The organism is Klebsiella sp. 141162 (assembly GCF_050600755.1).
In the GTDB taxonomy this organism is placed as follows: domain Bacteria; phylum Pseudomonadota; class Gammaproteobacteria; order Enterobacterales; family Enterobacteriaceae; genus Klebsiella; species Klebsiella aerogenes.
Map to the genome: position 1 here is coordinate 387,887 of NZ_JAQIRI010000003.1, position 21,533 is coordinate 409,419.

At 59.4% G+C, this 21,533-nt stretch carries 20 protein-coding genes; 9 read left to right on the forward strand and 11 right to left on the reverse strand.

Annotated features, from left to right (window positions below; genetic code table 11):
• The first annotated feature begins 246 nt into the window (after positions 1 to 246).
• From PGR23_RS13015 to PGR23_RS13025, 3 genes are all read left to right on the forward strand, one after another.
• Positions 247 to 1,254 carry a zinc-binding alcohol dehydrogenase family protein gene (locus tag PGR23_RS13015; protein WP_047078221.1) on the forward strand — a complete coding sequence of 336 codons (1,008 nt, stop codon included), beginning with the start codon at positions 247 to 249 and terminating at the stop codon, positions 1,252 to 1,254.
• A complete protein-coding gene (locus PGR23_RS13020) occupies positions 1,255 to 1,557 on the forward strand; it encodes a putative quinol monooxygenase (RefSeq protein WP_047047615.1) in 303 nt (100 codons plus the stop codon).
• Positions 1,558 to 1,713: 156 nt separating this feature from the next.
• Positions 1,714 to 2,763, forward strand: a complete 1,050-nt coding sequence (locus tag PGR23_RS13025) for an NAD(P)-dependent alcohol dehydrogenase (protein ID WP_396279301.1) — start codon at positions 1,714 to 1,716, stop codon at positions 2,761 to 2,763.
• Here PGR23_RS13025 and PGR23_RS13030 read toward each other — a convergent pair.
• Together PGR23_RS13030 and PGR23_RS13035 are read right to left on the reverse strand one after the other, a co-directional pair.
• The gene (locus PGR23_RS13030; protein ID WP_396280081.1) at positions 2,760 to 3,713 is read right to left on the reverse strand and encodes a GlxA family transcriptional regulator; all 954 of its coding nucleotides are present in this window, start codon (positions 3,711 to 3,713) and stop codon (positions 2,760 to 2,762) included. The genes PGR23_RS13025 and PGR23_RS13030 overlap by 4 nt on opposite strands.
• A 21-nt stretch (positions 3,714 to 3,734) precedes the next feature.
• Complete coding sequence (locus PGR23_RS13035) at positions 3,735 to 4,514, reverse strand: MBL fold metallo-hydrolase (RefSeq protein WP_316422763.1); 780 nt, start codon at positions 4,512 to 4,514, stop codon at positions 3,735 to 3,737.
• A gap of 167 nt (positions 4,515 to 4,681) precedes the next feature.
• Between PGR23_RS13035 and PGR23_RS13040 the strand changes: the two genes are divergently transcribed.
• Positions 4,682 to 5,224, forward strand: coding sequence for an NUDIX domain-containing protein (locus PGR23_RS13040; RefSeq protein WP_047047607.1), 543 nt, complete (start codon positions 4,682 to 4,684; stop codon positions 5,222 to 5,224).
• Here the strand turns inward: PGR23_RS13040 and nlpA are convergent, their stop codons facing one another.
• The 6 genes from nlpA to eefA all read right to left on the reverse strand — a co-directional run bounded on the left by nlpA (position 5,225) and on the right by eefA (position 14,751).
• The gene (gene nlpA / locus PGR23_RS13045; protein WP_047047605.1) at positions 5,225 to 6,034 is read right to left on the reverse strand and encodes a lipoprotein NlpA; all 810 of its coding nucleotides are present in this window, start codon (positions 6,032 to 6,034) and stop codon (positions 5,225 to 5,227) included.
• Between the two features lie 540 nt (positions 6,035 to 6,574).
• The gene (murP, locus tag PGR23_RS13050; protein WP_063416180.1) at positions 6,575 to 8,008 is read right to left on the reverse strand and encodes a PTS N-acetylmuramic acid transporter subunit IIBC; all 1,434 of its coding nucleotides are present in this window, start codon (positions 8,006 to 8,008) and stop codon (positions 6,575 to 6,577) included.
• Positions 8,009 to 8,032: 24 nt separating this feature from the next.
• Positions 8,033 to 8,935, reverse strand: a complete 903-nt coding sequence (gene murQ / locus PGR23_RS13055; RefSeq protein ID WP_320483227.1) for an N-acetylmuramic acid 6-phosphate etherase — start codon at positions 8,933 to 8,935, stop codon at positions 8,033 to 8,035.
• Between the two features lie 216 nt (positions 8,936 to 9,151).
• Positions 9,152 to 10,516, reverse strand: a complete 1,365-nt coding sequence (gene eefC / locus PGR23_RS13060) for a multidrug efflux RND transporter outer membrane subunit EefC (RefSeq protein ID WP_396279300.1) — start codon at positions 10,514 to 10,516, stop codon at positions 9,152 to 9,154.
• 3 nt (positions 10,517 to 10,519) lie between these two features.
• Positions 10,520 to 13,627, reverse strand: a complete 3,108-nt coding sequence (gene eefB, locus PGR23_RS13065) for a multidrug efflux RND transporter permease subunit EefB (protein ID WP_396279299.1) — start codon at positions 13,625 to 13,627, stop codon at positions 10,520 to 10,522.
• On the reverse strand, positions 13,627 to 14,751 hold the full coding sequence (gene eefA, locus PGR23_RS13070; protein ID WP_396279298.1) for a multidrug efflux RND transporter periplasmic adaptor subunit EefA: 1,125 nt from the start codon (positions 14,749 to 14,751) through the stop codon (positions 13,627 to 13,629). The genes eefB and eefA overlap by 1 nt, the downstream gene beginning before the upstream one ends.
• Before the next feature lie 288 nt (positions 14,752 to 15,039).
• Between eefA and PGR23_RS13075 the strand changes: the two genes are divergently transcribed.
• Positions 15,040 to 15,456, forward strand: coding sequence for a GNAT family N-acetyltransferase (locus PGR23_RS13075; RefSeq protein WP_396279297.1), 417 nt, complete (start codon positions 15,040 to 15,042; stop codon positions 15,454 to 15,456).
• A 166-nt stretch (positions 15,457 to 15,622) separates the two neighbouring features.
• On the opposite strand, the gene PGR23_RS13080 is transcribed toward PGR23_RS13075, so the two are convergent.
• Positions 15,623 to 16,270 carry a TetR/AcrR family transcriptional regulator gene (locus PGR23_RS13080; protein WP_032709455.1) on the reverse strand — a complete coding sequence of 216 codons (648 nt, stop codon included), beginning with the start codon at positions 16,268 to 16,270 and terminating at the stop codon, positions 15,623 to 15,625.
• A gap of 80 nt (positions 16,271 to 16,350) precedes the next feature.
• Here PGR23_RS13080 and PGR23_RS13085 point away from each other — a divergent pair, with 80 nt between their 5' ends.
• The gene (locus PGR23_RS13085; RefSeq protein WP_396279296.1) at positions 16,351 to 17,844 is read left to right on the forward strand and encodes an MDR family MFS transporter; all 1,494 of its coding nucleotides are present in this window, start codon (positions 16,351 to 16,353) and stop codon (positions 17,842 to 17,844) included.
• Here the strand turns inward: PGR23_RS13085 and PGR23_RS13090 are convergent.
• Complete coding sequence (locus PGR23_RS13090) at positions 17,841 to 18,812, reverse strand: LysR substrate-binding domain-containing protein (protein WP_162183996.1); 972 nt, start codon at positions 18,810 to 18,812, stop codon at positions 17,841 to 17,843. The genes PGR23_RS13085 and PGR23_RS13090 overlap by 4 nt on opposite strands.
• A 39-nt stretch (positions 18,813 to 18,851) precedes the next feature.
• On the opposite strand from PGR23_RS13090, the gene PGR23_RS13095 reads away from it, so the two are divergent.
• Both PGR23_RS13095 and PGR23_RS13100 read left to right on the forward strand, forming a co-directional pair.
• Positions 18,852 to 19,481 carry a pyridoxamine 5'-phosphate oxidase family protein gene (locus tag PGR23_RS13095; protein WP_045390516.1) on the forward strand — a complete coding sequence of 210 codons (630 nt, stop codon included), beginning with the start codon at positions 18,852 to 18,854 and terminating at the stop codon, positions 19,479 to 19,481.
• Positions 19,481 to 19,951 (forward strand): DUF1348 family protein, encoded by a 471-nt coding sequence (locus PGR23_RS13100; protein ID WP_063416190.1) that lies wholly within the window; start codon positions 19,481 to 19,483, stop codon positions 19,949 to 19,951. Before PGR23_RS13095 ends, PGR23_RS13100 begins: the two co-directional genes overlap by 1 nt.
• Positions 19,952 to 19,970: 19 nt before the next feature.
• On the opposite strand, the gene PGR23_RS13105 is transcribed toward PGR23_RS13100, so the two are convergent.
• Entirely contained in the window at positions 19,971 to 20,507 is a 537-nt protein-coding gene (locus PGR23_RS13105; RefSeq protein ID WP_396279295.1) for a carboxymuconolactone decarboxylase family protein, read from the reverse strand.
• A 115-nt stretch (positions 20,508 to 20,622) separates the two neighbouring features.
• On the opposite strand from PGR23_RS13105, the gene PGR23_RS13110 reads away from it, so the two are divergent.
• On the forward strand, positions 20,623 to 21,528 hold the full coding sequence (locus PGR23_RS13110) for an AraC family transcriptional regulator (RefSeq protein ID WP_396279294.1): 906 nt from the start codon (positions 20,623 to 20,625) through the stop codon (positions 21,526 to 21,528).
• Positions 21,529 to 21,533 lie beyond the last annotated feature (5 nt).

Below are 21,533 nucleotides of genomic sequence, written 5' to 3' on the forward strand. Positions count from 1 at the left end.
GAGGTAACTTTCTCAAATATGAAACACTATGTTTATGGTAATTTATATTGTTGAACCATCATGGTCCTGGTACCTGACCATCGTACTGTTTATCTGTAGTGGCAGGCGGGCGCAGGATAGGTGGTGTCGCCGATTTTCACTTTTTTTATATAACTGTTATCGCCGCCGGGCCGTTTTTCCCGACGGTAGAGCGGTCTATCCTCGACGTATTCACACCATGAATCCTCTTTGTAGATCGGAGAACCTATGAAAGCCATTGCCATTACCCAGGCCGCCGCCGACGGCAACAACATCCCCTTTTTACGCGATATCGATCTGCCGGATCCGCAGGCGCAGGGGCACGATCTGCTGGTCGAGGTCAAAGCCATTTCGGTGAACCCGGTCGACACCAAAGTGCGCGCCGGATTTAATGCCGATACCCCGCGGGTGCTGGGCTGGGATGCGGTTGGCGTGGTGAAAGCCGTTGGCGATGCGGTGACGCTGTTCACGCCGGGCGATGAAGTGTGGTACGCCGGCGCGCTGGGCCGCCCCGGCAGCAACAGCGAACTGCAGCTGGTTGATGAACGCATCGTGGCGTTGAAGCCGCGCTCGCTGGAGAATGCCGCCGCCGCCGCGCTGCCTCTGACCGCTATCACCGCCTGGGAATTGCTGTTCCACCGCCTTGGCGTGCAGGAAGGCGGTAACGCCGGCGATACGCTGCTGATTGTCGGCGCGGCGGGCGGCGTTGGCTCTATCCTTACCCAGTTGGCCAGCAAACTCACCAACATGACAGTAATTGGCACCGCATCGCGCCCGGAAAGCCAGAAGTGGGTACGCGAGGCCGGGGCGCATCACGTCATCGACCACAGCAAACCGCTCGCTGAAGAACTGGCGAAAATCGGCATTCATGCCGTGACCCACGTCGCCAGCCTGACCAATACCGATCAGCACTTTAACGAACTGATCGCCGCGCTCGCCCCGCAGGGTAAGCTGGCGCTGATTGATGACCCGGAGAGCCTGGACGTGGTGCCGCTGAAAGCGAAAAGCATTTCGCTGCACTGGGAATTTATGTTCACCCGCTCAATGTTTGAGACGGATGATATGATCGCCCAACATCAGCTACTGACCCGCGTCGCCGCGTTGATTGACGATAACACGCTGCGCACTACCCTTGGCGAACACTACGGCACTATCAACGCCGCCAATCTGCAAAAAGCCCACGCTAAGCTGGAAACCGGGCGCTCGGTCGGCAAAATCGTGCTGGAGGGTTTCTAAATGCGCGACGACACCATTGCGCTTATCGCGGTTCTGAAGGCGAAAGCCGGGCAAACCGAGGCCCTGCGCGACGCGCTGCAGGCGCTGCTGCTGCCAACCCGCGAGGAGCCGGGCAATCTCGACTACGCGCTGTTTCAGCTGCGCGACGCGCCGGGTACCTTCTACATGCGTGAGTCCTGGCGCGACCAACAGGCGCTGGATGAGCATATCGCTCAGCCCTACTTCCAGGCCTTTATCGGCCAGATGGAGAGCCTGCTCGCCGAGCCGCTGCGGCTGGATTATCTGACACCCATCGCGCCTTGATATCACGAACGCCTCACCTCGGTGAGGCGCCTTTTTTAACCCTTCGAGCTGCGCTTTTCTCATCCTGCCTTAGCCAGGCTACGCTTACCCTTGCCGCGCAAAAAACGCTCACCCCTTCCGCTTGATTTATCACGCTATTGCACAAGAGGTAATGCTATGCAGATCAACGCTATAGGTACGTACTCCGCCAGCCAGCCGCTCGAATCGATGTCTATCACCCGCCGCGAACCCGGCCCACAAGATGTGCAGATCGCCATTGCATACTGCGGCGTCTGCCATTCCGATCTCCATCAGGCGCGAGCGGAATGGGTCGGGACGTTGTATCCCTGCGTGCCGGGCCATGAAATCGTTGGCCGGGTGACGGCGGTCGGCGATGCCGTCTCAGGTTACGCCGTAGGCGATCTGGTGGGCGTCGGCTGTATGGTGGATAGCTGTAAGCAGTGCGAGGAGTGCGCTGAAGGGTTAGAGAACTACTGCGACCATATGGTGCTGACCTATAACGGGCCGACCCAGGACGCGCCAGGGCACACGCTCGGCGGTTATTCACAGCAGATCGTGGTCAATGAACGCTACGTATTGCGGATAAATCATCCCGAAGCGCAGCTCGCCGCCGTCGCGCCGCTGTTGTGCGCCGGGATCACTACCTATTCGCCGCTGCGCCACTGGCACGCCGGGCCGGGCAAAAAAGTCGGCGTCGTCGGCATCGGCGGGTTGGGGCATATGGGGATCAAGTTGGCCCACGCCATGGGGGCCCACGTGGTGGCCTTTACCACCTCCGAATCCAAGCGCGACGCGGCCAGAGCGTTGGGCGCGGATGAGGTCGTAGTGTCGCGTAACGAAGACGAAATGGCGGCCCACGCCAAAAGCTTCGATTTCATCCTCAACACCGTGGCGGCGCCGCACAATCTCGATGCCTTCACCACGCTGCTAAAACGCGATGGCACCATGACGCTGGTTGGCGCCCCGGCCACGCCGCATCCGTCGCCTGAAGTGTTCAATCTGATCTTCCGCCGCCGCTCGATTGCCGGCTCGATGATCGGCGGTATCCCGGAAACCCAGGAGATGCTCGACTTCTGCGCCGAACACGGCATCGTCGCCGATATCGAGCTGATTCGCGGCGATCAGATCAACGAAGCCTGGGAAAGAATGGTCAAGGGCGACGTGAAATATCGCTTCGTGATCGACAGTTCGACCCTCGCCGGCTAAACGCCGCGGCGGAAAGTCCGCCGCCACTCCGTCGGGCTGACGCCAAAACGCGCTTTAAACTGCTGGCGCCAGGTGACGGCGGAAAGATAGCCCACCGCTTCCGCCACCTGCTCGACCGGCAAATCCCCCGCTTCGAGCAGGCTCTGGCTACGGCGCAGGCGCTCGGCGGTCAACCAGTCGGCGATGCTCATCCCGGTCGCCCGGGCGAAGTGGCGGGTCAGCGTACGGCGGCTCATCGCCACCGCCTCGGCCAGCGAATCAAGATTATGCGGTTCGGCAATGTGCTGCTGCAGATAATCCAGCAGACAGTTCATCCGCGCATCGCGGGTGTTGCGCGGCACCGGCTGGGCGATAAACTGCGCCTGGCCGCCCTCGCGGTGCGGCGGCACGATCATCCGCCGGGCGATCTGGTTGGCGGCGAGGCTGCCAAAACGCTGGCGAATGATATACAGGCAGCAATCGAGCGCCGCCGCGGTCCCCGCCGAGGTAATCACCTTCTGGTCATCGACGTACAGGGCGTTGATATCGAGCCGCACCTGCGGAAACAGGCGCTGGAAATCCTGCTCGAACTCCCAGTGGGTCGCCGCCCGCTTACCGTCGAGTAGCCCGGCGTAGCCAAGGACAAACGCGCCGAGGCACAGGCCGACGATTTCCGCGCCGTTATCGCGCGCCCGAACCAGACTCGCGATCAGCGCCTGCGGCGGGCGCTGGTTGACCTCGCCCCAGTAGGGCACCACCACGATATCGGCCTGTTCCATCGCGGTAAAATCGCCGCTGGCGTACAGCGCAAAGCCGTCGCGGGCGCTGAGTAATCCCGGCTGTTCGGCGCAAATCTGCAGATTAAAACGTTTGGTTTCCGAGACCGTATCGCCAAACAGCATACAGGGGACGGCATAATGAAACGGGCTAAAGCCCTCTACGGCGACAATCGCCACGTCGGTTAATGTCATCATCCCTTCCCCTTGAGCAGATTAATAAACAACGGTTTCCCCATCCTGCGGAATACTCACTACCCCGGCAATCTGATTATCCGCGACGTACTGGCGCATCTCTTCGCGGCTCACCAGACAATGGTTAACCGCCTCCAGGTGGATGGCCATGATTTTCGCTTCCGGCAGGGCGAAATGCGCCTTCAGCAGATCCTCTTTACCCATGATGATCGGGCCAAAGCCGATAACGTGAGCGTAACCGGCGTTAAGCACCACCACATCCGGGCGCAGCTTCAGCATGTCGGCTTCGATCTCATCACGCCAGATGGTATCGCCGACCAGCCACAGCGTCTTCTCCTGCGGATGACGGAACACCACGCCGCAGGCCTCGCCCAGACGTTCAGCCATCGCCGGTACCGCGTAGGTACGGTCGCTGCCATGTTGCCCGGAAGTGGTTTTCTGCAGACTAACGCCGGCAAATTCACTGTCTACCGACAGCAGGCGGATATCCTGAAATCCCTGGCTGCGCAGCAGCGCGGCGTCGGCCTCATGCTGGACGAAAACCGGCAGGGCTTTCGGGATCGCCGCGATCGCCGCCTCGTCCCAATGATCGTCATGGGTATGGGTGACGATAACCGCGTCAACGTCGATAATCTTTTCGCGGGAAAACGGCAGCGCCACCAGCGGATTACGTAGCTCGCTGCGCGCGGTTCCGGGAAAGCCCGGCCAGGCGCCTTTGTCAGCCAGCATAGGGTCGATCAGGAACTTTTTACCAGCGTATTCAATAATCTGTGTAGCATTGCGGATATGGGTGATGTTCATGTTAGCGTTCCTCTGTGGGGTAATCTGACGAACATCGTACTGAGTACCAGCCTGGCGCAATATGGGCGTTTGGGCAATGATCGATGGAATCGGGCCAACCTGCGACGGTTGCCAATCACAGCCGGCTATGTTGTTCTGAAGGTTAAACTTTCTACAGGAATGGCAGGATGAAGAAGAAACTAACCGCCGCCGATATGCACAACCCGCAGGTCATCGCCGAGACGCCGTGGTTCAGCATGCGCAAGGTAGGTATTGATGTCGCCCCCGGCGAGCGGCGCGACTTTTATTCCATTCACTACCCGCGCCCGGCGGTCGGAATTGTGGCGCTCCAGGATGACAAAGTGCTGCTGATTCGTCATTACCGCTATCTGATCGATAAGGTGGTGTGGGCCATTCCCTCTGGCGGTGTCGATGAAGGCGAAGAGCCCGCCGTCGCCGCGCTGCGCGAACTGCGCGAAGAGACCGGCTGGCAGGCGCAACGCGCCGAGGAAATCATCCGCTACAACCCGTCATACGGCAGCAGCGACCAGCTGTTTATCACCTGGCTCGCCACCGATTTAAGCTGGGTTGGCATGGACGCAGATCAGGATGAAGTGATGGAAACCGGCTGGTTTACCTTCGAGGAGATAAACCAGCTGATCGCCCGCGGCGAAATGCCGGACGGGCTGTCTCTGGTGCCGCTACTGCACCTGATGGCGCAGCGTAGATGATTACCAGCCCGGTACCGCGCCGCCGTTGAAGATGGTTTCTGCCGCCTTCGCCACTTCCGGCGACTGGTACGACTGCATAAACTCTTTCACGTTTTCGGCGTCTTTATTGTCTTCACGCGCCACAATGATGTTCACGTATGGCGAGTTTTTGTCTTCAATAAAGATGCCATCGCGCACCGGCGATAACCCGGTTTGCTGCAGGTAGGTGGTGCTGATAATGGCGACATCGACCTTCGGATCGTCCAGCACCCGCGGCAGCTGCGCGCCCTCCAGCTCCATAATTTTCAGGTTGCGCGGGTTGCTGGTGATATCCACCGCCGTCGGCAGCAGGCCGGTGCCCGCTTTGAGGGTAATCAGTTGCTCTTTTTGCAATAACAATAGCGCGCGGCCGAGGTTGGTCGGGTCGTTGGGAATGGCGATGGTCGCGCCATCTTTAATATCGGCAACGGATTTAATCTTGCGCGAATAGCCGGCCATGGGAAAGACGAAAGTATTGCCGATGGCCACCAGGTGGTAGCCGTGCGCTTTGTTGTCTTGTTCCAGATAGGGACGATGCTGGAAGACGTTGGCATCCAGCTCCCCGGCGTTGGTGGCATCGTTCGGCAGCAGCGAGCCGCTAAAGCCCACCAGCTCGACGTCGAGGCCATATTTTTCTTTCGCCACCTTCTTCGCCACTTCCGCCACATCCTGTTCCGCGCCGTTAATCACGCCGACTTTTATGTGTTTGGCATTGTCATTCTTCTGGTCACAGCCCGCTAACAGCAGGCCAGCCAGCATCACTGCCGCCGCCGTGCGTAAACGCCATTTCATTGTTAGTACCCCGTCAGTCCATGGAAAATCATTATTATATTTCGAGCAAAACTATAACGATTTTGTGCTCGATTTTTAAACACGAAAAGGTATCAATAAGATGAAAATCGTCTAAGCGCGGGATGAAGCGATGGCCAGCAGCTCCCCGGTAGCGCTTACGCTTACCGGGGCTACCGACCGAATGCCCAACCGTAGCCCGGATGAGGCATTAGCCGACATCCGGGACTCTTCCCCGGTAGCGCTTACGCTTACCGGGGCTACCGGCCGAATGCCTAACCGTAGCCCGGATGAGGCGTTAGCCGACATCCGGGACTCTTCCCCGGTAGCGCTTAGCTTACCGGGGCTACCGACTGAATGCCCAACCGTAGCCCGGATGAGGCGTTAGCCGACATCCGGGACTCTTCCCCGGTAGCGCTTACGCTTACCGGGGCTACCAACCGGATACCCAACCGTAGCCCGGATGAGGCGTTAGCCGATATCCGGGACTCTTCCCCGGTAGCGCTTACGCTTACCGGGGCAACCATATCCGGGGAAATACGCTTAACTCAGGTCGACGTTTTTGCTGGCGAACAGCCAGGTGAGGACAAAACCGCATAGATACGAAACCACCAGACCGCCGGCGTACACCGCCATCCCGGCATAAATTCCGCTTCCGGAGGTCATCAGCGGCAGCGCCACCAGCCCCGAGGGGCCGAACACTGTGTTCAGGCCGACCGGCAACCCCAGCCAGGCAATCAGGCCCACGAAGAAACCGCCGCAGGCGCCGCCGATACAGGCGGTAATAAACGGTTTCATACGCGGCAGGGTTACGCCGTAAATCAGCGGTTCGCCAATACCGAGGAAGCCCGGAATAATCGCCCCTTTGATTTGGGTTCGCAGCAGCGAATCGCGCTTCGCGCGCCAGAACAGCGCCAGCGCCGCACCCACCTGCCCGGCCCCGGCCATCGCCAGGATCGGGAACAGCGAGTTAAAGCCCTGCGCATCCACCAGCGCAAAATAGACCGGCACAAACCCCTGATGCACGCCGAACATCACCGCCAGCAGGAACAGCCCGGCCAGCACCGCCGAGCCAAACGGATTGCCGTTAAGATGCAGGAACAGCCACGACATACCGGTAAACAGCCAGCCGCCAATCGGCATAATCACCGTAAAGGTCACCGCGCCCATAATCAGCAGCGTCACCGCCGAGGTGAGGATCATATCGAGGTTAGCGGGCATTATCCGCCGCACCTGACGCTCCACCCACGCGCCAAGAATCGAGGCGATTAGCACGCCGATAATATTGCCGCGCGGGTCGATACCGTGGCCGAAGAAGGTCGAAATTCCGGCGTAGAATCCGCTGGTTGCTTCCGGGTTGTAGCCCAGCACGAACAGCGAGGCGATAATCGCGCCGTTCACGCCCGAACCGCCGAAGGCTTTCTGAGCGTTATAGCCAATCAAGATACTCAGGAAGGTAAACATCCCTTTGCTGAATACCTTCATGTAGCCAATCAGCGCCACCAGGCTGGCGTTAGGGTGCGCGTTCTCCAGCACGAAGATTTGTTCCGCCAGCGTAGCAAAGCCCAGCAGCAGCCCGACGGCGATGAATCCGGGGATCAACGGCGTAAAGATAGTGGCGAACTTCGCAAGAAATTTCTGTACCCCGCTGGTCTGCTTACTCTTCAGCGCCTGCTTTTTTTCCGCCGCCACATCCGCCAGCGAGGCGGCTGCCTGCGGCGCCGCATCCATCAGGCCGTTCATCATTTCCGCGGCGGTCTGAGCCTTGCCGGGGCCTAATACCACCTGGAACTGTTCATCGCTGACGATAACCCCCATCACGCCGTCAATCTGGCGAATGGCGGCGCTATCGGCCAGGCTTTCATCGCGCAGGGTCAAGCGCAGGCGCGTCATGCAGTTACCCGCCTGCGCCACGTTTGCGGCCCCGCCGACGTGGGCCAGGATCCGCGCTATCATCTCTTTCGTTATTTTTGCCATTGCCTGTTACCTGTCTGTCGGCGCTCAGGTGTTGCCTAGCGCCTTGCGGATATAACCGTTGTTTTTCGCCAGCAGCGACTGCGCTTCTGCGGCGCTTAAGTCAGCCAACACCATCACAATCGCCGTCTTACAGTGGCGGCCGCAGGCATCCAGCGTATTCTGCGCGGTGGCGCGATCGCAATCGGTCGCTTCCATCACGATAGACACCTGGCGCTCAATCAGCTTGGCGTTGGTCGCTTCCACATCAACCATCAGGTTGCTGTAGACCTTGCCGATGCGGATCATCGCCCCGGTGGAGATCATGTTCAGCACCAGTTTCTGCGCGGTGCCGGCTTTCAGGCGGGTCGATCCGGTAACCACTTCCGGGCCGACCACCGGGGTAATTGCGACATCCGCCAGCTGCGCCATTTCACCGTGCGGGTTACAGCTGACGATAGCGACAAACGCATTTTGGCTATGGGCGTATTCCATCGCGCCAATGACGTACGGCGTACGCCCGCTGGCCGCCAGCCCCACCAGCACATCACGGTTGCTGAAGTTAAGGTTCTGCAGGTCCATCGCCCCTTGCGCTTTATTGTCTTCCACGTTTTCCACGGCGCTCAGAATCGCTTTATGTCCGCCGGCGATAATCCCCACCACCTGTTCCGGACGGGTGCCAAAGGTCGGCGGGCATTCGCTGGCGTCCAGAATACCCAAACGCCCCGACGTGCCGGCGCCGATGTAAATCAGCCGTCCCCCGGCCCGCAGCGCCGCCGCCACTTTATCCACGACTTCCGCTATCTGCGGCAAGTAAGGCGTTATCGCCTGCGCCACTTGCTGATCTTCCTGGTTTATCACCGTCAGCATGTCGACAGTGGAGAGGGTGTCAATGTTGGCGCTGTTGGCGTTGCGTCGCTCGGTCAGCAGTTTGCTCAGGTCGATACTCATAAAAACCTCGTTATTCTCAGTTGCGCGCAGTATAAGGAATTTTTTATTCCATTCATGTGAAGAGTATCACGATTAATACGCTTGGGATAATAGGAGAATTGTAGGTATAGCCAGAGATATTGCGGTAATAAAGGTGGAATATTTTATTACCGCAACCTGGAGTTAACGCATGTGCCAGGAGTGATTAAGGTGCTATAACGCGTCCGAAGAGGAACATTAACTGGCGCCGCCGCCCAGCGATTGCCAGAGCGTAATGCGGTTATTGAGGTCGGTCTGCTGCAGCGACAGCAGCGTCGCCTTCGCCGACCACAGCGTCCGCTGGGCGGTCAGCACCGACAGATAGTCGCCGACCCCGGCCTGATAACTCTTCATCGCGATATCCAGCGACTTCTGCTCGGCGGCAACATACTGCTGCTGGGCATCGAGCTGTTCACTCAGCGTTACCCGGCGCGCCAGCGCATCGGCAACGTCCTTAAAGGCGCTCTGAATGGATTTCTCGTAGGTGGCAATCAGCCCCTTTTTCTCAGCCTGCGCATAGCGTAGCTGCGCCAGATTACTGCCGCCGGTGAACAGCGGCAGGCTGATGGACGGGGCGAACGACCACACCTGCATGCCATGGCTAAACAGCGACGATAGCGAATCGCTGCCGACCCCGGCGCTGGCGGTCAGCGAAATGGAGGGGAAAAAGTTCGCTCGCGCCGCGCCGATATCGGCATTAGCGCTCTTGAGATTATGTTCCGCCTCCTGAATATCCGGCCGGCGCAACAGTACCGATGATGATACCCCCGCCGGCACCAGTGCGATGCTGTTATCCCCCAGGCTCTCCAGCGTACCGGGCAGCAGGCTCTCCGGCACGGTTTCCCCCGCCAGCAGGTTAATGGCGTTTTTATCCTGCGCCACCAGCGTACGGTAGCTGGCGACGCTGGCTCGCGCCTGCTGATAGACGCTTTCCGCCGAACTTAAATCACCGGCGGAGGCGGTGCCCACCGCCATCTGGCGAGCGACGATTTTGCGCGAGTTCTCCGCGCTATCCATCGTCTGCTGCGCCAGCGCCAGATTGCTATTATCCGTCGCCAGCGTCACCCAGGCGGTGGTCAAATCGGCAATCATCGTCAGTCGGGTATTTTGCGCGGTGAATTCGCTGGCAAGCCAGCTTTCTCGCGCCGCACGAGACAGGCTCTGGTTCTTGCCGAACAAGTCCAGTTCGAAGCTCGAGACCGCGCCGTCAGCCTGCGAGGTAGAACTTAAGCCGCTGGCGATCGTTTTACTGCGGGTATGGCTCAGCTCGGCATCGACGGTGGGAAACAACGATGCGCGCGTTTCGCCATACTGGGCGCGAGCGGCTTCAATATCGGCCAATGCTTTTTGCACATCGCGGTTGCTATTAAGCGCTATGCTGACCACTTTTTTTAACCGCGCATCATTGACCACTTTTTGCCAGTCGCCGACCACCGCCGTTGATTCGCCGTGTGCACCGGGAAGGGTCGCCGGCACCGGCGCGGCCGGGCGCTCGTAGTGCGGGTCAAGAGAGACACAGCCCGCGGTCAGGAGCGCGATAAACATTAAACTCAAACGAAACATAACTTACTCCTGAGAAGGACGTGGGCGGGTAAAGAGACGCTTCACCAACACAAAGAACAGCGGGACGAAGAACACCGCTAGCAGCGTCGCCGTCAGGGTGCCGCCGATAATCCCGGTACCAATCGCCACGCGGCTGTTGGCCCCGGCGCCGGTAGCAATGGCCAGCGGCAGTACCCCGGCGATAAATGCCAGCGAGGTCATGACAATCGGGCGCAGACGGGTCTGCGCGGCGCGGATCGCCGCCCGCGAGAGCGAATAGCCCTCATCCACCGCGGATTCAGCGAACTCAACGATCAGAATGGCGTTCTTCGACGACAGGCCAATGGTCGTCAACAGCGCCACCTGGAAATAGACGTCATTACTTAAGCCGCGCAGCGTGGCCGCCAGCGCCGCGCCAAGCAGGCCTAACGGGATGACCATGATCACCGAGAACGGCACTGACCAGCTTTCATACAGCGCCGCCAGGCACAGGAACACCACCAGAATCGAAATGGCGTACAGGCTCATCGCCTGGCCGCTGGCCAGTTTTTCCTGCAGCGAAATACCGCTCCATGCCCAGGTGGAGCCCGCCGGCAGGCTATCGGCCAGTTTTTCCATTTTGTCCATTGCCGCCCCTGAGCTGAAGCCCGCGGCGTTTTCCCCCTGGATCTCAAAGGCGGCCGAGCCGTTGTAGCGTACCAGGCTTTCCGGGCCGTATTCCCAATGGGTGGTGGCGAACGCGGTGAACGGCGTCATGCTGTTATCGCTGCCGCGGACAAACCATTTACCAAGATCGGACGGCACGGCGCGCGCGTCGCTCTCGCCCTGGATATAGACCTTTTTCACCCGGCCGCGATCGATAAAGTCGTTGACGTACGTGCCGCCCCAGGCGCTGGAGAGCGTATCGGTCACGTCGCTGAGCGACAGCCCCAGCGAGACGGCTTTATTGTTATCGATATCCACCTGCAGCTGTGGCATTTGTGGCAGATCGTTGGCGCGAACCGACTGCAGTTCGCCGCTCTGATTGGCTGCGGCCAGCAGTTGGCTGCGCAGCTTCATCAGGCTATCGCGATCGGTACCCCCGCTGGCCATCAGCTCGAAAGTGAAGCCATTACTTTGCCCAAGGCCGTCCACCGATGGCGGCGTCATAGCGAACAGGGTGGCGTCGCGGATCGCGCCCAGCTCTTTGTTGGCGCGCAGCGCAATGGCCTGCGCGGTATTTTCGTCGCCTTTGCGCTGCGACCAGTTTTTCAATGAGACGAAGGCCATACCGGCATTCTGACCGCTGCCGCTGAAACTGAAGCCGTCGACGGTGAAGATAACCTCGGTATTGGCTTTCTCTTTGGTGAGGAACCAGTTGGTCACCTGACGGCGCACCTCGGCGGTACGCACCGCGGTCGCCCCGGCAGGCAAGGTGTACTGGACCATGATTTCGCCCTGATCCTCCACCGGCAGGAAGCTGCCCGGCAGTTTCCACATCGCCAACGCCATCGCCCCGCAAATCAAGGCGTAAGCGCCCATCATCACCGCGCCGCGGCGTAGGCCGCCGAGTACGCGACGCTGGTAGCCCTCTTCCGTACGCCCCCACAGGCGATTAAAGGCGCCGAAGAATCCTTTGTCATGAGGTTTGGAATGGCTTAGCAGCGCGCCGCACAGCGCCGGAGTGAGGGTTAACGCTACCACCACCGACAGCATCATCGCCGAGATAATCGTCACCGAGAACTGGCGATAGATTACCCCGGTCGAGCCGCCGAAAAAGGCCATTGGCAGGAATACCGCCGACAGCACCAGGGCGATCGCCACCAGCGCGCCGGAGATTTCGCCCATTGATTTTTCGGTGGCTTCGCGAGCGGACAGCCCTTCGTCGCGCATAATACGTTCGACGTTTTCCACCACCACAATGGCATCATCCACCAGCAGGCCGATCGCCAGCACCATGGCGAACAGCGTCAGGGTATTAATGGAGTAGCCGAACAGCGCCAGCACCCCAAAGGTGCCAAGTAACACGACCGGTACCGCTACCGCCGGAATGAGCGTCGCGCGGAAGTTCTGCAGGAACAGATACATTACGCAGACCACGAGAATAATCGCTTCAAACAGCGTCTGGATAACATCCTCGACCGAGATTTTGATGAACTCGGTGCTGTCTTTCGGGTAGGCGATATCGTAGCCCTGCGGCATTTGACGCTGGAATTCAGCGATTTTGCTTTTCACCAGCGTTGCGGTATCCAGCGCGTTGGCGCCGGGTGCCATCATCACCGCAATCCCGGCTGCGGGGTGGCCGTTCAGATTAGCGGTAGCGGTGTAATCCTCGCTGCCCATCTCCACCCGCGCGACATCGCTCAGGCGCACCACCGAACCGTCGGACTGGCTCTTTACAATGATCGCTTTGAACTGGTCAGGAGTTTGCAGCCGCGACTGCGCGCGCACGGTGGCGGTCAATTGCTGGGCATTGGACGACGGTAGCGCGCCGATTTTACCCGCGGAAACCTGCACGTTCTGCGCCTCAATAGCCGACTGTACGTCGGAAGGCATCAACGAGTAAGAGGCGAGTTTGGTCGGGTCCATCCAGACGCGCATCGCGTATTCGGCGCCGAATACCTGCAGGCTGCCGACGCCCTCCACGCGCGCCAGCGGGTCCTGCATATTGCTGACCAGCCAGTCGGAGATATCAGAACTGGTGGCGCGGTTGGTTTTGTCATACACCGCGAGGATTAACAGGAAACTGCTTTGCGATTTTTCTACCGTTACGCCAGATTGCTGTACTTCACTCGGCAGACGCGATTCCGCCTGCTGCACTTTGTTTTGTACCTGTACCTGAGCAGTGTCCGGATCGGTTCCCTGCTCAAAGGTGACGGTAATACTCACCGTACCATCCGAACTGCTGGTGGAGGTGAAATAAAGTAAGTTATCCAGCCCGGTGAGCTGCTGCTCGATAACCTGGGTGACGCTGTTTTCCAGGGTTTCTGCGGAAGCTCCGGTATAGGTAGCGGATATTTTTACCGCCGGCGGGGCGACGTCCGGATATTGTCCCACCGGCAGCGTGCGGATCGCCAGCGCCCCGGCAAGCATGATAAGGATAGCGATCACCCAGGCAAAGACCGGGCGACGCACGAAGAAACGGGAGAACATCAGGCATTGCCTCCGTTATTTTTGACGGCAACGGCCTTCACCGCTTGTCCGGGGGACACTTTACCGGTGCCTTCGACAATCAGCTTGTCGCCCGCTTTTAGACCGCTCAGCACCAGCCATTTATCGCCGTAGGTATCGCCGGTTTGCACGGTACGCTGCTCAACGTTGTTGTCGGCATTGACAACCAGCGCCGTGGCGTCGCCTTTGGCATCGCGGGTGATACCCTGCTGCGGCGCGAGGATCGCGTCGTTCATGATGCCTTCATCGATACGCGCGCGGACAAACATTCCCGGCAGCAGGACGTGCTGCGGGTTGGGGAAGATGGCGCGCAGGGTCACCGAGCCAGTGGATTCATCGACGGCGACTTCGGTGAGCGCCAGGCGCCCTTTTTCGGGATAGGTACTGCCATCTTCAAGGGTTAACGTCACGCTAAGGGTATCGCTGTTGCTGGCCAGGCTCTGCCTGCGTAAACGCAGGAGATCGACACCGGATCGCGTCAGATCGACATACATGGTGTCGAGGCCGCGGATCGTCGCCAGCGCGGTATCCTGGTCGGCAGAGACCAGCGCTCCCGGCGTGACCGAGGATATGCCGATGCGCCCGGCAATCGGCGCGGTGACGGTGGTCCAGTTCAGGTTGATGCGCGCGCTCTCGAGTGCCGCTTTTTTCGACTCCACGCTGGCCTTGTCCTGGGCGCAGGCGGAGGCAACGTCATCGGCATCCTGGCGAGAGACGCCGTTATCTCTGACCAACGACGCGTAGCGTTGGGCTTTCTGGCAATCAGAGACCACCAGCGCCTGGGCCTGCTTCAACGCGGCCGCCGCTTCGTTCCAGGCGGCGCGATAACTGGAGGGATCGATCTGGTAAAGGGCCTGCCCGGCCTTCACCATATCGCCTTCGGTAAACAGGCGCTTCTGAATGATGCCACCGACCTGCGGGCGCACTTCGGCGCTGAGCGAGGCGGTAGTGCGGCCAGTCAGTTGGCTGACCACCGGCACCGGCTGGGCTTGCAGCGTAACAATTCCCACCTCCGGCGTGGGTTGTTGCGGCGCAGTTGTCTGCGCATTATCGCATCCGCTCAGGAGAAATAATGCTGTCGCGATGGGGGCTATGATGTGTTTCATTTTATTTTCTCAAGATGTAAGACGTCCCCCCGTGAATTAAATCGCGAGGAAAAGAGGGGCGCTGCGGCATTTTCGTCTCAATGGAAATATCGCAATGGAGCTTAGATGTTCCTTAACACTATTATTATTGCGGGGATTCTCAGCCCGCCCTTTCGAAAGTCATGGAAAGGTTATTTCGCTTACTTTGAAGGACAAAATTAAGACAAAAAATAATGGAGAAAATAAGAATATTTTGTGAAAGTCAGTAGAGGAAAATATAACGATAGCCTGTGCAACTGGAGAAACTTAATGGCTCTAATAATTACAAAAAGCATTAATCCCGACGATCAACAAGAATTGTTTGCCGGCCTCCGGCAGTATAATCAGCAGTATCTCGACGCAGCTCAGTTTGGCGATCTGGGCATTTACTCCCGCGATGAGCAAGCGGTAATGCGCGGCGGGCTTATCGCCAAACGCAAAGGCAACTGGCTATGTATCGAATACCTGTGGGTGAGCGAAACAACGCGCGGCAACGGTCTGGGCCGCGAGCTTATGCAGGAAGCGGAACAGCAGGCGCAGGCGTTGGGCTGCAGTCATTTGTTGGTCGATACCTTTAGCTTCCAGGCGCTGCCGTTTTATCAGAAATTAGGCTATCAGTTGCAGATGTCGCTGCCCGATTTCCCGCACGCGGGTATGCAGCGGCACTACTTGTCGAAAGCGCTGTAACGATAACCGCGGATAAGGCGCGACTTTTGCGCCGGATGGCGGCTACGCCTTATCCGGCCTACAGTTCTTAGGTAGCCCGGACAAGGCGCAACGCGCCGCCTCCGGGAAAATCCCTGCGCCAGGAGAGTCATAACGCAGAAGCAGTGTCGGCATCTGAATTAACACCTTAACCACCGACCCCGTGGCCCATTAACGCCAGCGCGTGGCTCACAATGGTCTGCCGGGTTACCGCCTGTAAACGCGGATCGCTATGGATGCGCGAGAACGGCACCAGCACCAGGCTAATCACCGTGGTAAACAGCAGCTCCGGCGCCAGCGCCGGGTTAATTTTCCCCTCCTGCTGCCAGCGGCGAACCGTCTCCAGCATCACCTGAAAACGCTCCTCGCCGAAGCGCGCATCCATGTGCTGGCGCAGCATCGGCATCTCGCCGATGATCTCCTGCATCCACAGCGGCGCGAACCAGGCATTTTGCTCCGCCATGTCCGCCAGCGTCTCAACCATCATCGTCAACGCCGTCACCGGATCCTGCGGATGGTCGACAAATATGCGGCTGATATCGTTGCGCAACGGCATAAAGCGCTCTTCCAGCAAATTCTCAATCAGCGCTTCCCGCGACGTAAAATAGTAATTCAGCATCGCCGGCGTCACCCCGGCCTCTTTGGCAATGGCATTTAGCGACACGCGGGCCGCGCCGTGACGAGCAAACAGCGCCAGGGCGATATCGATCAACTGCTCGCGGTTAGCGGTTCCCGGCTTTTTACCGCGTGGCCGACCAGGGCGGCGCGGCGCTTCATTAGCTTTTTGTGCTGGCATATGTTGGCGATCTCTTGACCCGATTCATCATTTCCCTAAATATTAATTATGCATTTAATTAATTTCAAGCGAGTGATGCAATGACATCTGAAGTCGCAAGCCAACCGGCGCCGTCAATCCGCCTGCTGTTCAGCGCCCTGCTGCTGGTGATGCTGCTGTCGGCGCTGGACCAGACCATCGTCTCCACCGCCTTGCCTACTATCGTTGGCGAGCTCGGCGGGCTGGATAAACTCTCGTGGGTGGTCACCGCCTATATCCTCAGCTCGACCATCGTAGTGCCGCTGTACGGTAAATTCGGCGATCTGTTCGGGCGTAAAATCGTGCTGCAGGTGGCGATCGTGCTGTTTCTTGCCGGTTCCGCGCTCTGCGGGCTGGCGCAAGACATGACGCAATTGGTACTAATGCGCGCGCTACAGGGGCTCGGCGGCGGCGGCCTGATGGTGATCAGCATGGCGGCGGTCGCCGACGTTATCCCTCCTGCCAACCGCGGACGCTATCAGGGGCTGTTCGGCGGCGTCTTCGGCCTGGCGACGGTTATCGGCCCGCTGATCGGCGGTTTCCTGGTACAGCACGCCTCGTGGCGCTGGATTTTCTATATCAACCTGCCGCTGGGCCTGTTCGCACTACTGGTCATCGGCGCGGTATTCCACAGCAGCAACAAACGTAGCCAGCATCAGATTGACTGGCTGGGGGCGATTTACCTCAGCATGGCGCTGTTGTGCATCATCCTGTTTACCTCGGAAGGCGGCAGCGTCCATGCGTGGAATGATCCGCAGCTGTGGTGCATTCTGGCCTTCGGCATCGTGGGGATCATCGGCTTTATCTATGAAGAACGGATCGCCGTCGAGCCGATTATTCCGCTGTCGCTATTCCGCAACCGCAGCTTCCTGCTGTGCAGCCTGATTGGCTTTGTTATCGGCATGTCGCTGTTCGGTTCGGTCACTTTCCTGCCGCTCTATTTGCAGGTGGTGAAAGAGGCGACGCCAACCGAGGCCGGGTTACAATTAATCCCGCTGATGGGCGGCCTGTTGCTGACCTCGATCATCAGCGGCCGGATGATTAGCCACACCGGGAAATACCGGATTTTCCCGATTATCGGTACCCTGCTCGGTGTGACCGGCATGGTGCTGCTGACCCGTATCACCATTCATTCGCCGATGTGGCAGTTATACCTGTTTACCGGCGTGCTCGGCGCGGGCCTGGGGCTGGTGATGCAGGTACTGGTGCTGGCGGTACAGAACGCAATGCCGGCGCAGATGTACGGCGTCGCAACCTCCGGTGTGACCCTGTTCCGCTCAATTGGCGGCTCCATCGGCGTGGCATTGTTCGGCGCGGTCTTTACCCATGTGCTGCAAAATAACCTGCAGAAACTGTTGCCGGAGGGCGCGGTGCTGCCGCCAGCCATGAACCCGGTGGCGGTACAGCATCTGCCAACGGCGATCCGCCTCGATTATCTCGATGCCTTCGGCGCGGCGATCCATGCGGCATTCCTGATGGCGGCCTGCATTATGGCCGTCGCGTTTGTCCTTTCCTGGCTATTGAAGGAGGCGCCGCTGAAAAGCGCGGCGCATTAAGCGGCCCCGGCAATACGCAGCAAGGACTGGCGCAGCGCCGGCGCGGCAAAGTCGATAAATTTCCGCAGCTTAAGCGGCGCCAGCTCCCGCGCGGTATATAACAAATGAACCGGCGCGGGCTCCGGCTCGACGCTTTCCAGCAGCAGACGCAGTTCCCCGCAGCGCAGGCCATCCAGCGCCTGATAGTGCAGCAAGCGGGCCACCCCAACGCCCAGCCGGGCGGCATCGGCGGCACTCTCCGGCGTGGTGACGGCCAACACCGGCGGCAGATTAATCAGCTGATCTTCCCGTTCAACGGCGCGAAAGCGCCAGCCGCGATAGGGCATCGGCGATTCAATACGGATGATCGGCAGCGCCGCCAGATCGCGCGGACGCTGCGGTTCGCCGTATTTCGCCAACAGCGCGGGATGGGCGCAGGCTACAATGCGCATCGCGCCCAGCCGGGTGGCCACCATGCTGCTATCAGCCAGTTCACCAATCCGTACCGCCAGATCGATATGGTCGCCGACCAGATCGGCATTACTGTCGCTGAGTAACAAACGTACGCGAATTTGCGGATAACGGGCGATAAATTCACTAATGACTGGCAGAACGTGCTGGCGACCAAACATCGTCGGCGCGGAGATCACTAGCTCGCCCTTCGGCTCCTGGTATTCACCCGTTGCCCGGCGTTCGGCGTTTTCCACCTCTTCGAGGATCCGCCGCGCGGCGGCGACATAATCGACGCCGGCATCGGTGAGGGTGAGTTTACGGGTAGTGCGCGTCAATAAACGGACTCCCAGCGCGCTCTCCAGCTCGCCGATATTACGGCTCACGGTCGTCAACGGCGTATTCAGCGCCCGCGCCGCCGCCGACATACTGCCCAGTTCAGTGACTTTCACCAGCAGCGCCATAGCGCTTAATCGGTCCATTATTCTCCCGTTATCCGGAAAGATGATTACCAGATAAGCAGTATTATCATTTTTCACAGCACAGTCCATGATAGCCCCCTACCTTCAGGAGGCGTTATGGCAGCAACCTTTCTCGATATCGCTATCACCCCGGATGTCATGGATGTGCAACATGAAATGGGCAGCGACCAGCTGTGGCAAACGCCACACAGCCGCCGTCAGGCGGATCGCTTCGGCGCCAGCGAAGAGGGGATGATCGCCACCCGCGACAGTTTTTATCTGGCGACGGTGTCGCAAAGCGGCTGGCCCTACATTCAGCATCGCGGCGGCCCGCCGGGTTTTCTGCGCCTGCTGGATGACACCACGCTGGCCATGGCCGATTTCGGCGGTAATCGCCAGTACATCACCACCGGCAACCTGCGCGGCAGCGACCGGGCCTGCCTGTTTTTGATGGATTACCCGCGCCGTGCCAGGCTGAAAATCTACGCCACCGTCGAGGTGCTGGCGGCGGAAGAGCAGCCTGAGCTGCTGGCGTTAGTGACGCCGGCTAACTACCGCGCCCGCATCGAACGCCTGTTTCGTTTTCATCTGCAGGCTTTTGACTGGAACTGCCCGCAGCACATTACGCCGCGCTACAGCGCACAGCAGGTCGCGGAATACAGCCAGAGCCTGCAAGAGCGTATTCATGAACTGGAGCAGGAGAATCAGCGCCTGCAGCAACAATTATCCCCAAAAGGAGAGTCCTGATGAGCGAACAACGTCCCCCGTTACCGCCGTTTACCCGCGACAGCGCCGCGCAGAAGGTGCGCGCCGCCGAAGATGGCTGGAACAGCCGCGATGCGCAAAAAGTCGCGCTGGCATACACCGTGGATAGCGAATGGCGCAACCGCAGCGAATTTGTCCACGGACGGGGGCAAATCGTGGAGTTTCTGCAGCGAAAATGGCGTAAAGAGCTGCAATACCGGCTGATTAAGGAGCTATGGGCATGGCAGGATAATCGCATCGCCGTACGCTTCGCCTATGAGTGGTGCGACGACAGCGGCAACTGGTTTCGTTCGTACGGCAATGAAAACTGGCAGTTCGATGAGCACGGGCTAATGTCCATGCGCTACGCCTGCATTAATGATTTGCCGATCGCGGAAAGCGAGCGCCTGTTCCACTGGCCTCAGGGTCGCCGCCCTGACGATCATCCGGGGCTAAGCGAACTGGGACTGTAAACAGGCGCGCGACGACGGGTTAATCGGCTTTCGGGAAGTCCACTACCGTGTCGTTAACCCGGTTCACCATGTTGGTGAACAGGATGGCGCTGACGGCGCTGACGATCTCAATCACCTGCTGGTCGCTAAAACCGGCGTGACGCAGCGCGGTGACGTCCGTTTCCGGCAGCGTACCGGTGGTGGTCACCAGGGTTTGGGCGAATTCCACCAGCGCGCCCAGGCGCGCATCTTCCGTATACTCGCCGCGGCGCAGGGCGTGGATTTGCTCGCCGCTGAAGCCCGCTTTTTTGGCCATCAGGGTATGGGCGGCCAGGCAGTAATCACAACCGGTCGCTTCGCTGACCGATAAATTAATCGCTTCCAGCTCCTGCGCGCTGAGGCTGCTTTTATGCAGCATCGCGTTGTGCGCCAGCGCCTGCTGCAGCGCCGCCGGCGAGTGGCCGCCGATGGTCAGATAGGCATTCGGCACTTTACCCATCGCTTTTTTAATTCCGGCGAAAATATCGGCGGCTTTCCCGGTGGCATCTTGTTCACGGATATCGGCTAAACGGCTCATGGTGTTCTCCTGTTATTGGCGGGTAGTTGTGGCAATGGAGACATCTTAGTGGTCGGCGACGTGCTAGACTGGCGCTCTTCGTCTCATTTTTTTGTCTTATCGTCTCAGGAGTCGCATGGATAGTTTGAGCCATCTGTTGACGCTGCTGGCCCCGCGTTGCGAAGTGAATCTGCATTGCCGTTTCGGCGGCCGCTGGCAGGCCGGACACGATCAAATGCGAGCGGGCGTGGTGCCGTGGCACTTTGTGTTGCGCGGCGAAGGGCGGTTAACCGTCGGTCATCAAACCCGCCACATGCGCGCCGGCGACGTGATCCTGCTGCCGCACGGTTCGCCGCATCTGATGGAGAGCCTGGTGGAGTGGGGCCAGGTACTGCCCGTCGCCCATCGCTTTAACGGCACGCTAACGGAAGTGCGTACCGCCGTGGAAAGCGACGCGCTGGAGATGCTGTGCGGCGAGTTTTACTTCGGCCCGCACGTCGACTGGCTGTTCGCCGAAGAGTCGGCGCTGATCCATTTACATACCGATGAGCGCGAAGATTGCCCGGAGCTGGATATATTGCTTAACGTACTGGTACGCGAAAGCCTGGCGGAACATCCCGGCGGCAGCGCTATCGTGCGCAGCCTTGGCGATACGCTGCTGGTGCTACTGTTACGTACCCTGCTCGGCGCGCAGGAGCCGCCGGGCGGCCTGCTGCGCCTGATGAGCGATGCGCGGCTGATGCCGGCCGTTCTCGCGGTGCTGGCCGCGCCGGAACAGCCGTGGACTATCGAGAGCATGGCGGCGCGGGCGTTTTTATCGCGCGCCACCTTCGCCCGCCATTTTGCCCGCGTCTATCATCTGACGCCGCAGGCGTGGCTGTCGCAGCTGCGGATGGCGATGGCCGCTCGCCTGCTGCATCTCGATCGCCAGGTGCGGCTGGAAGTGATTGCCGAACGCTGCGGTTTTCAATCACAGGCTTCATTTGCGAAAACCTTTAAAAAACACTACGGCATGACGCCGGGCGAGTGGCGTCGGCATTGACATCC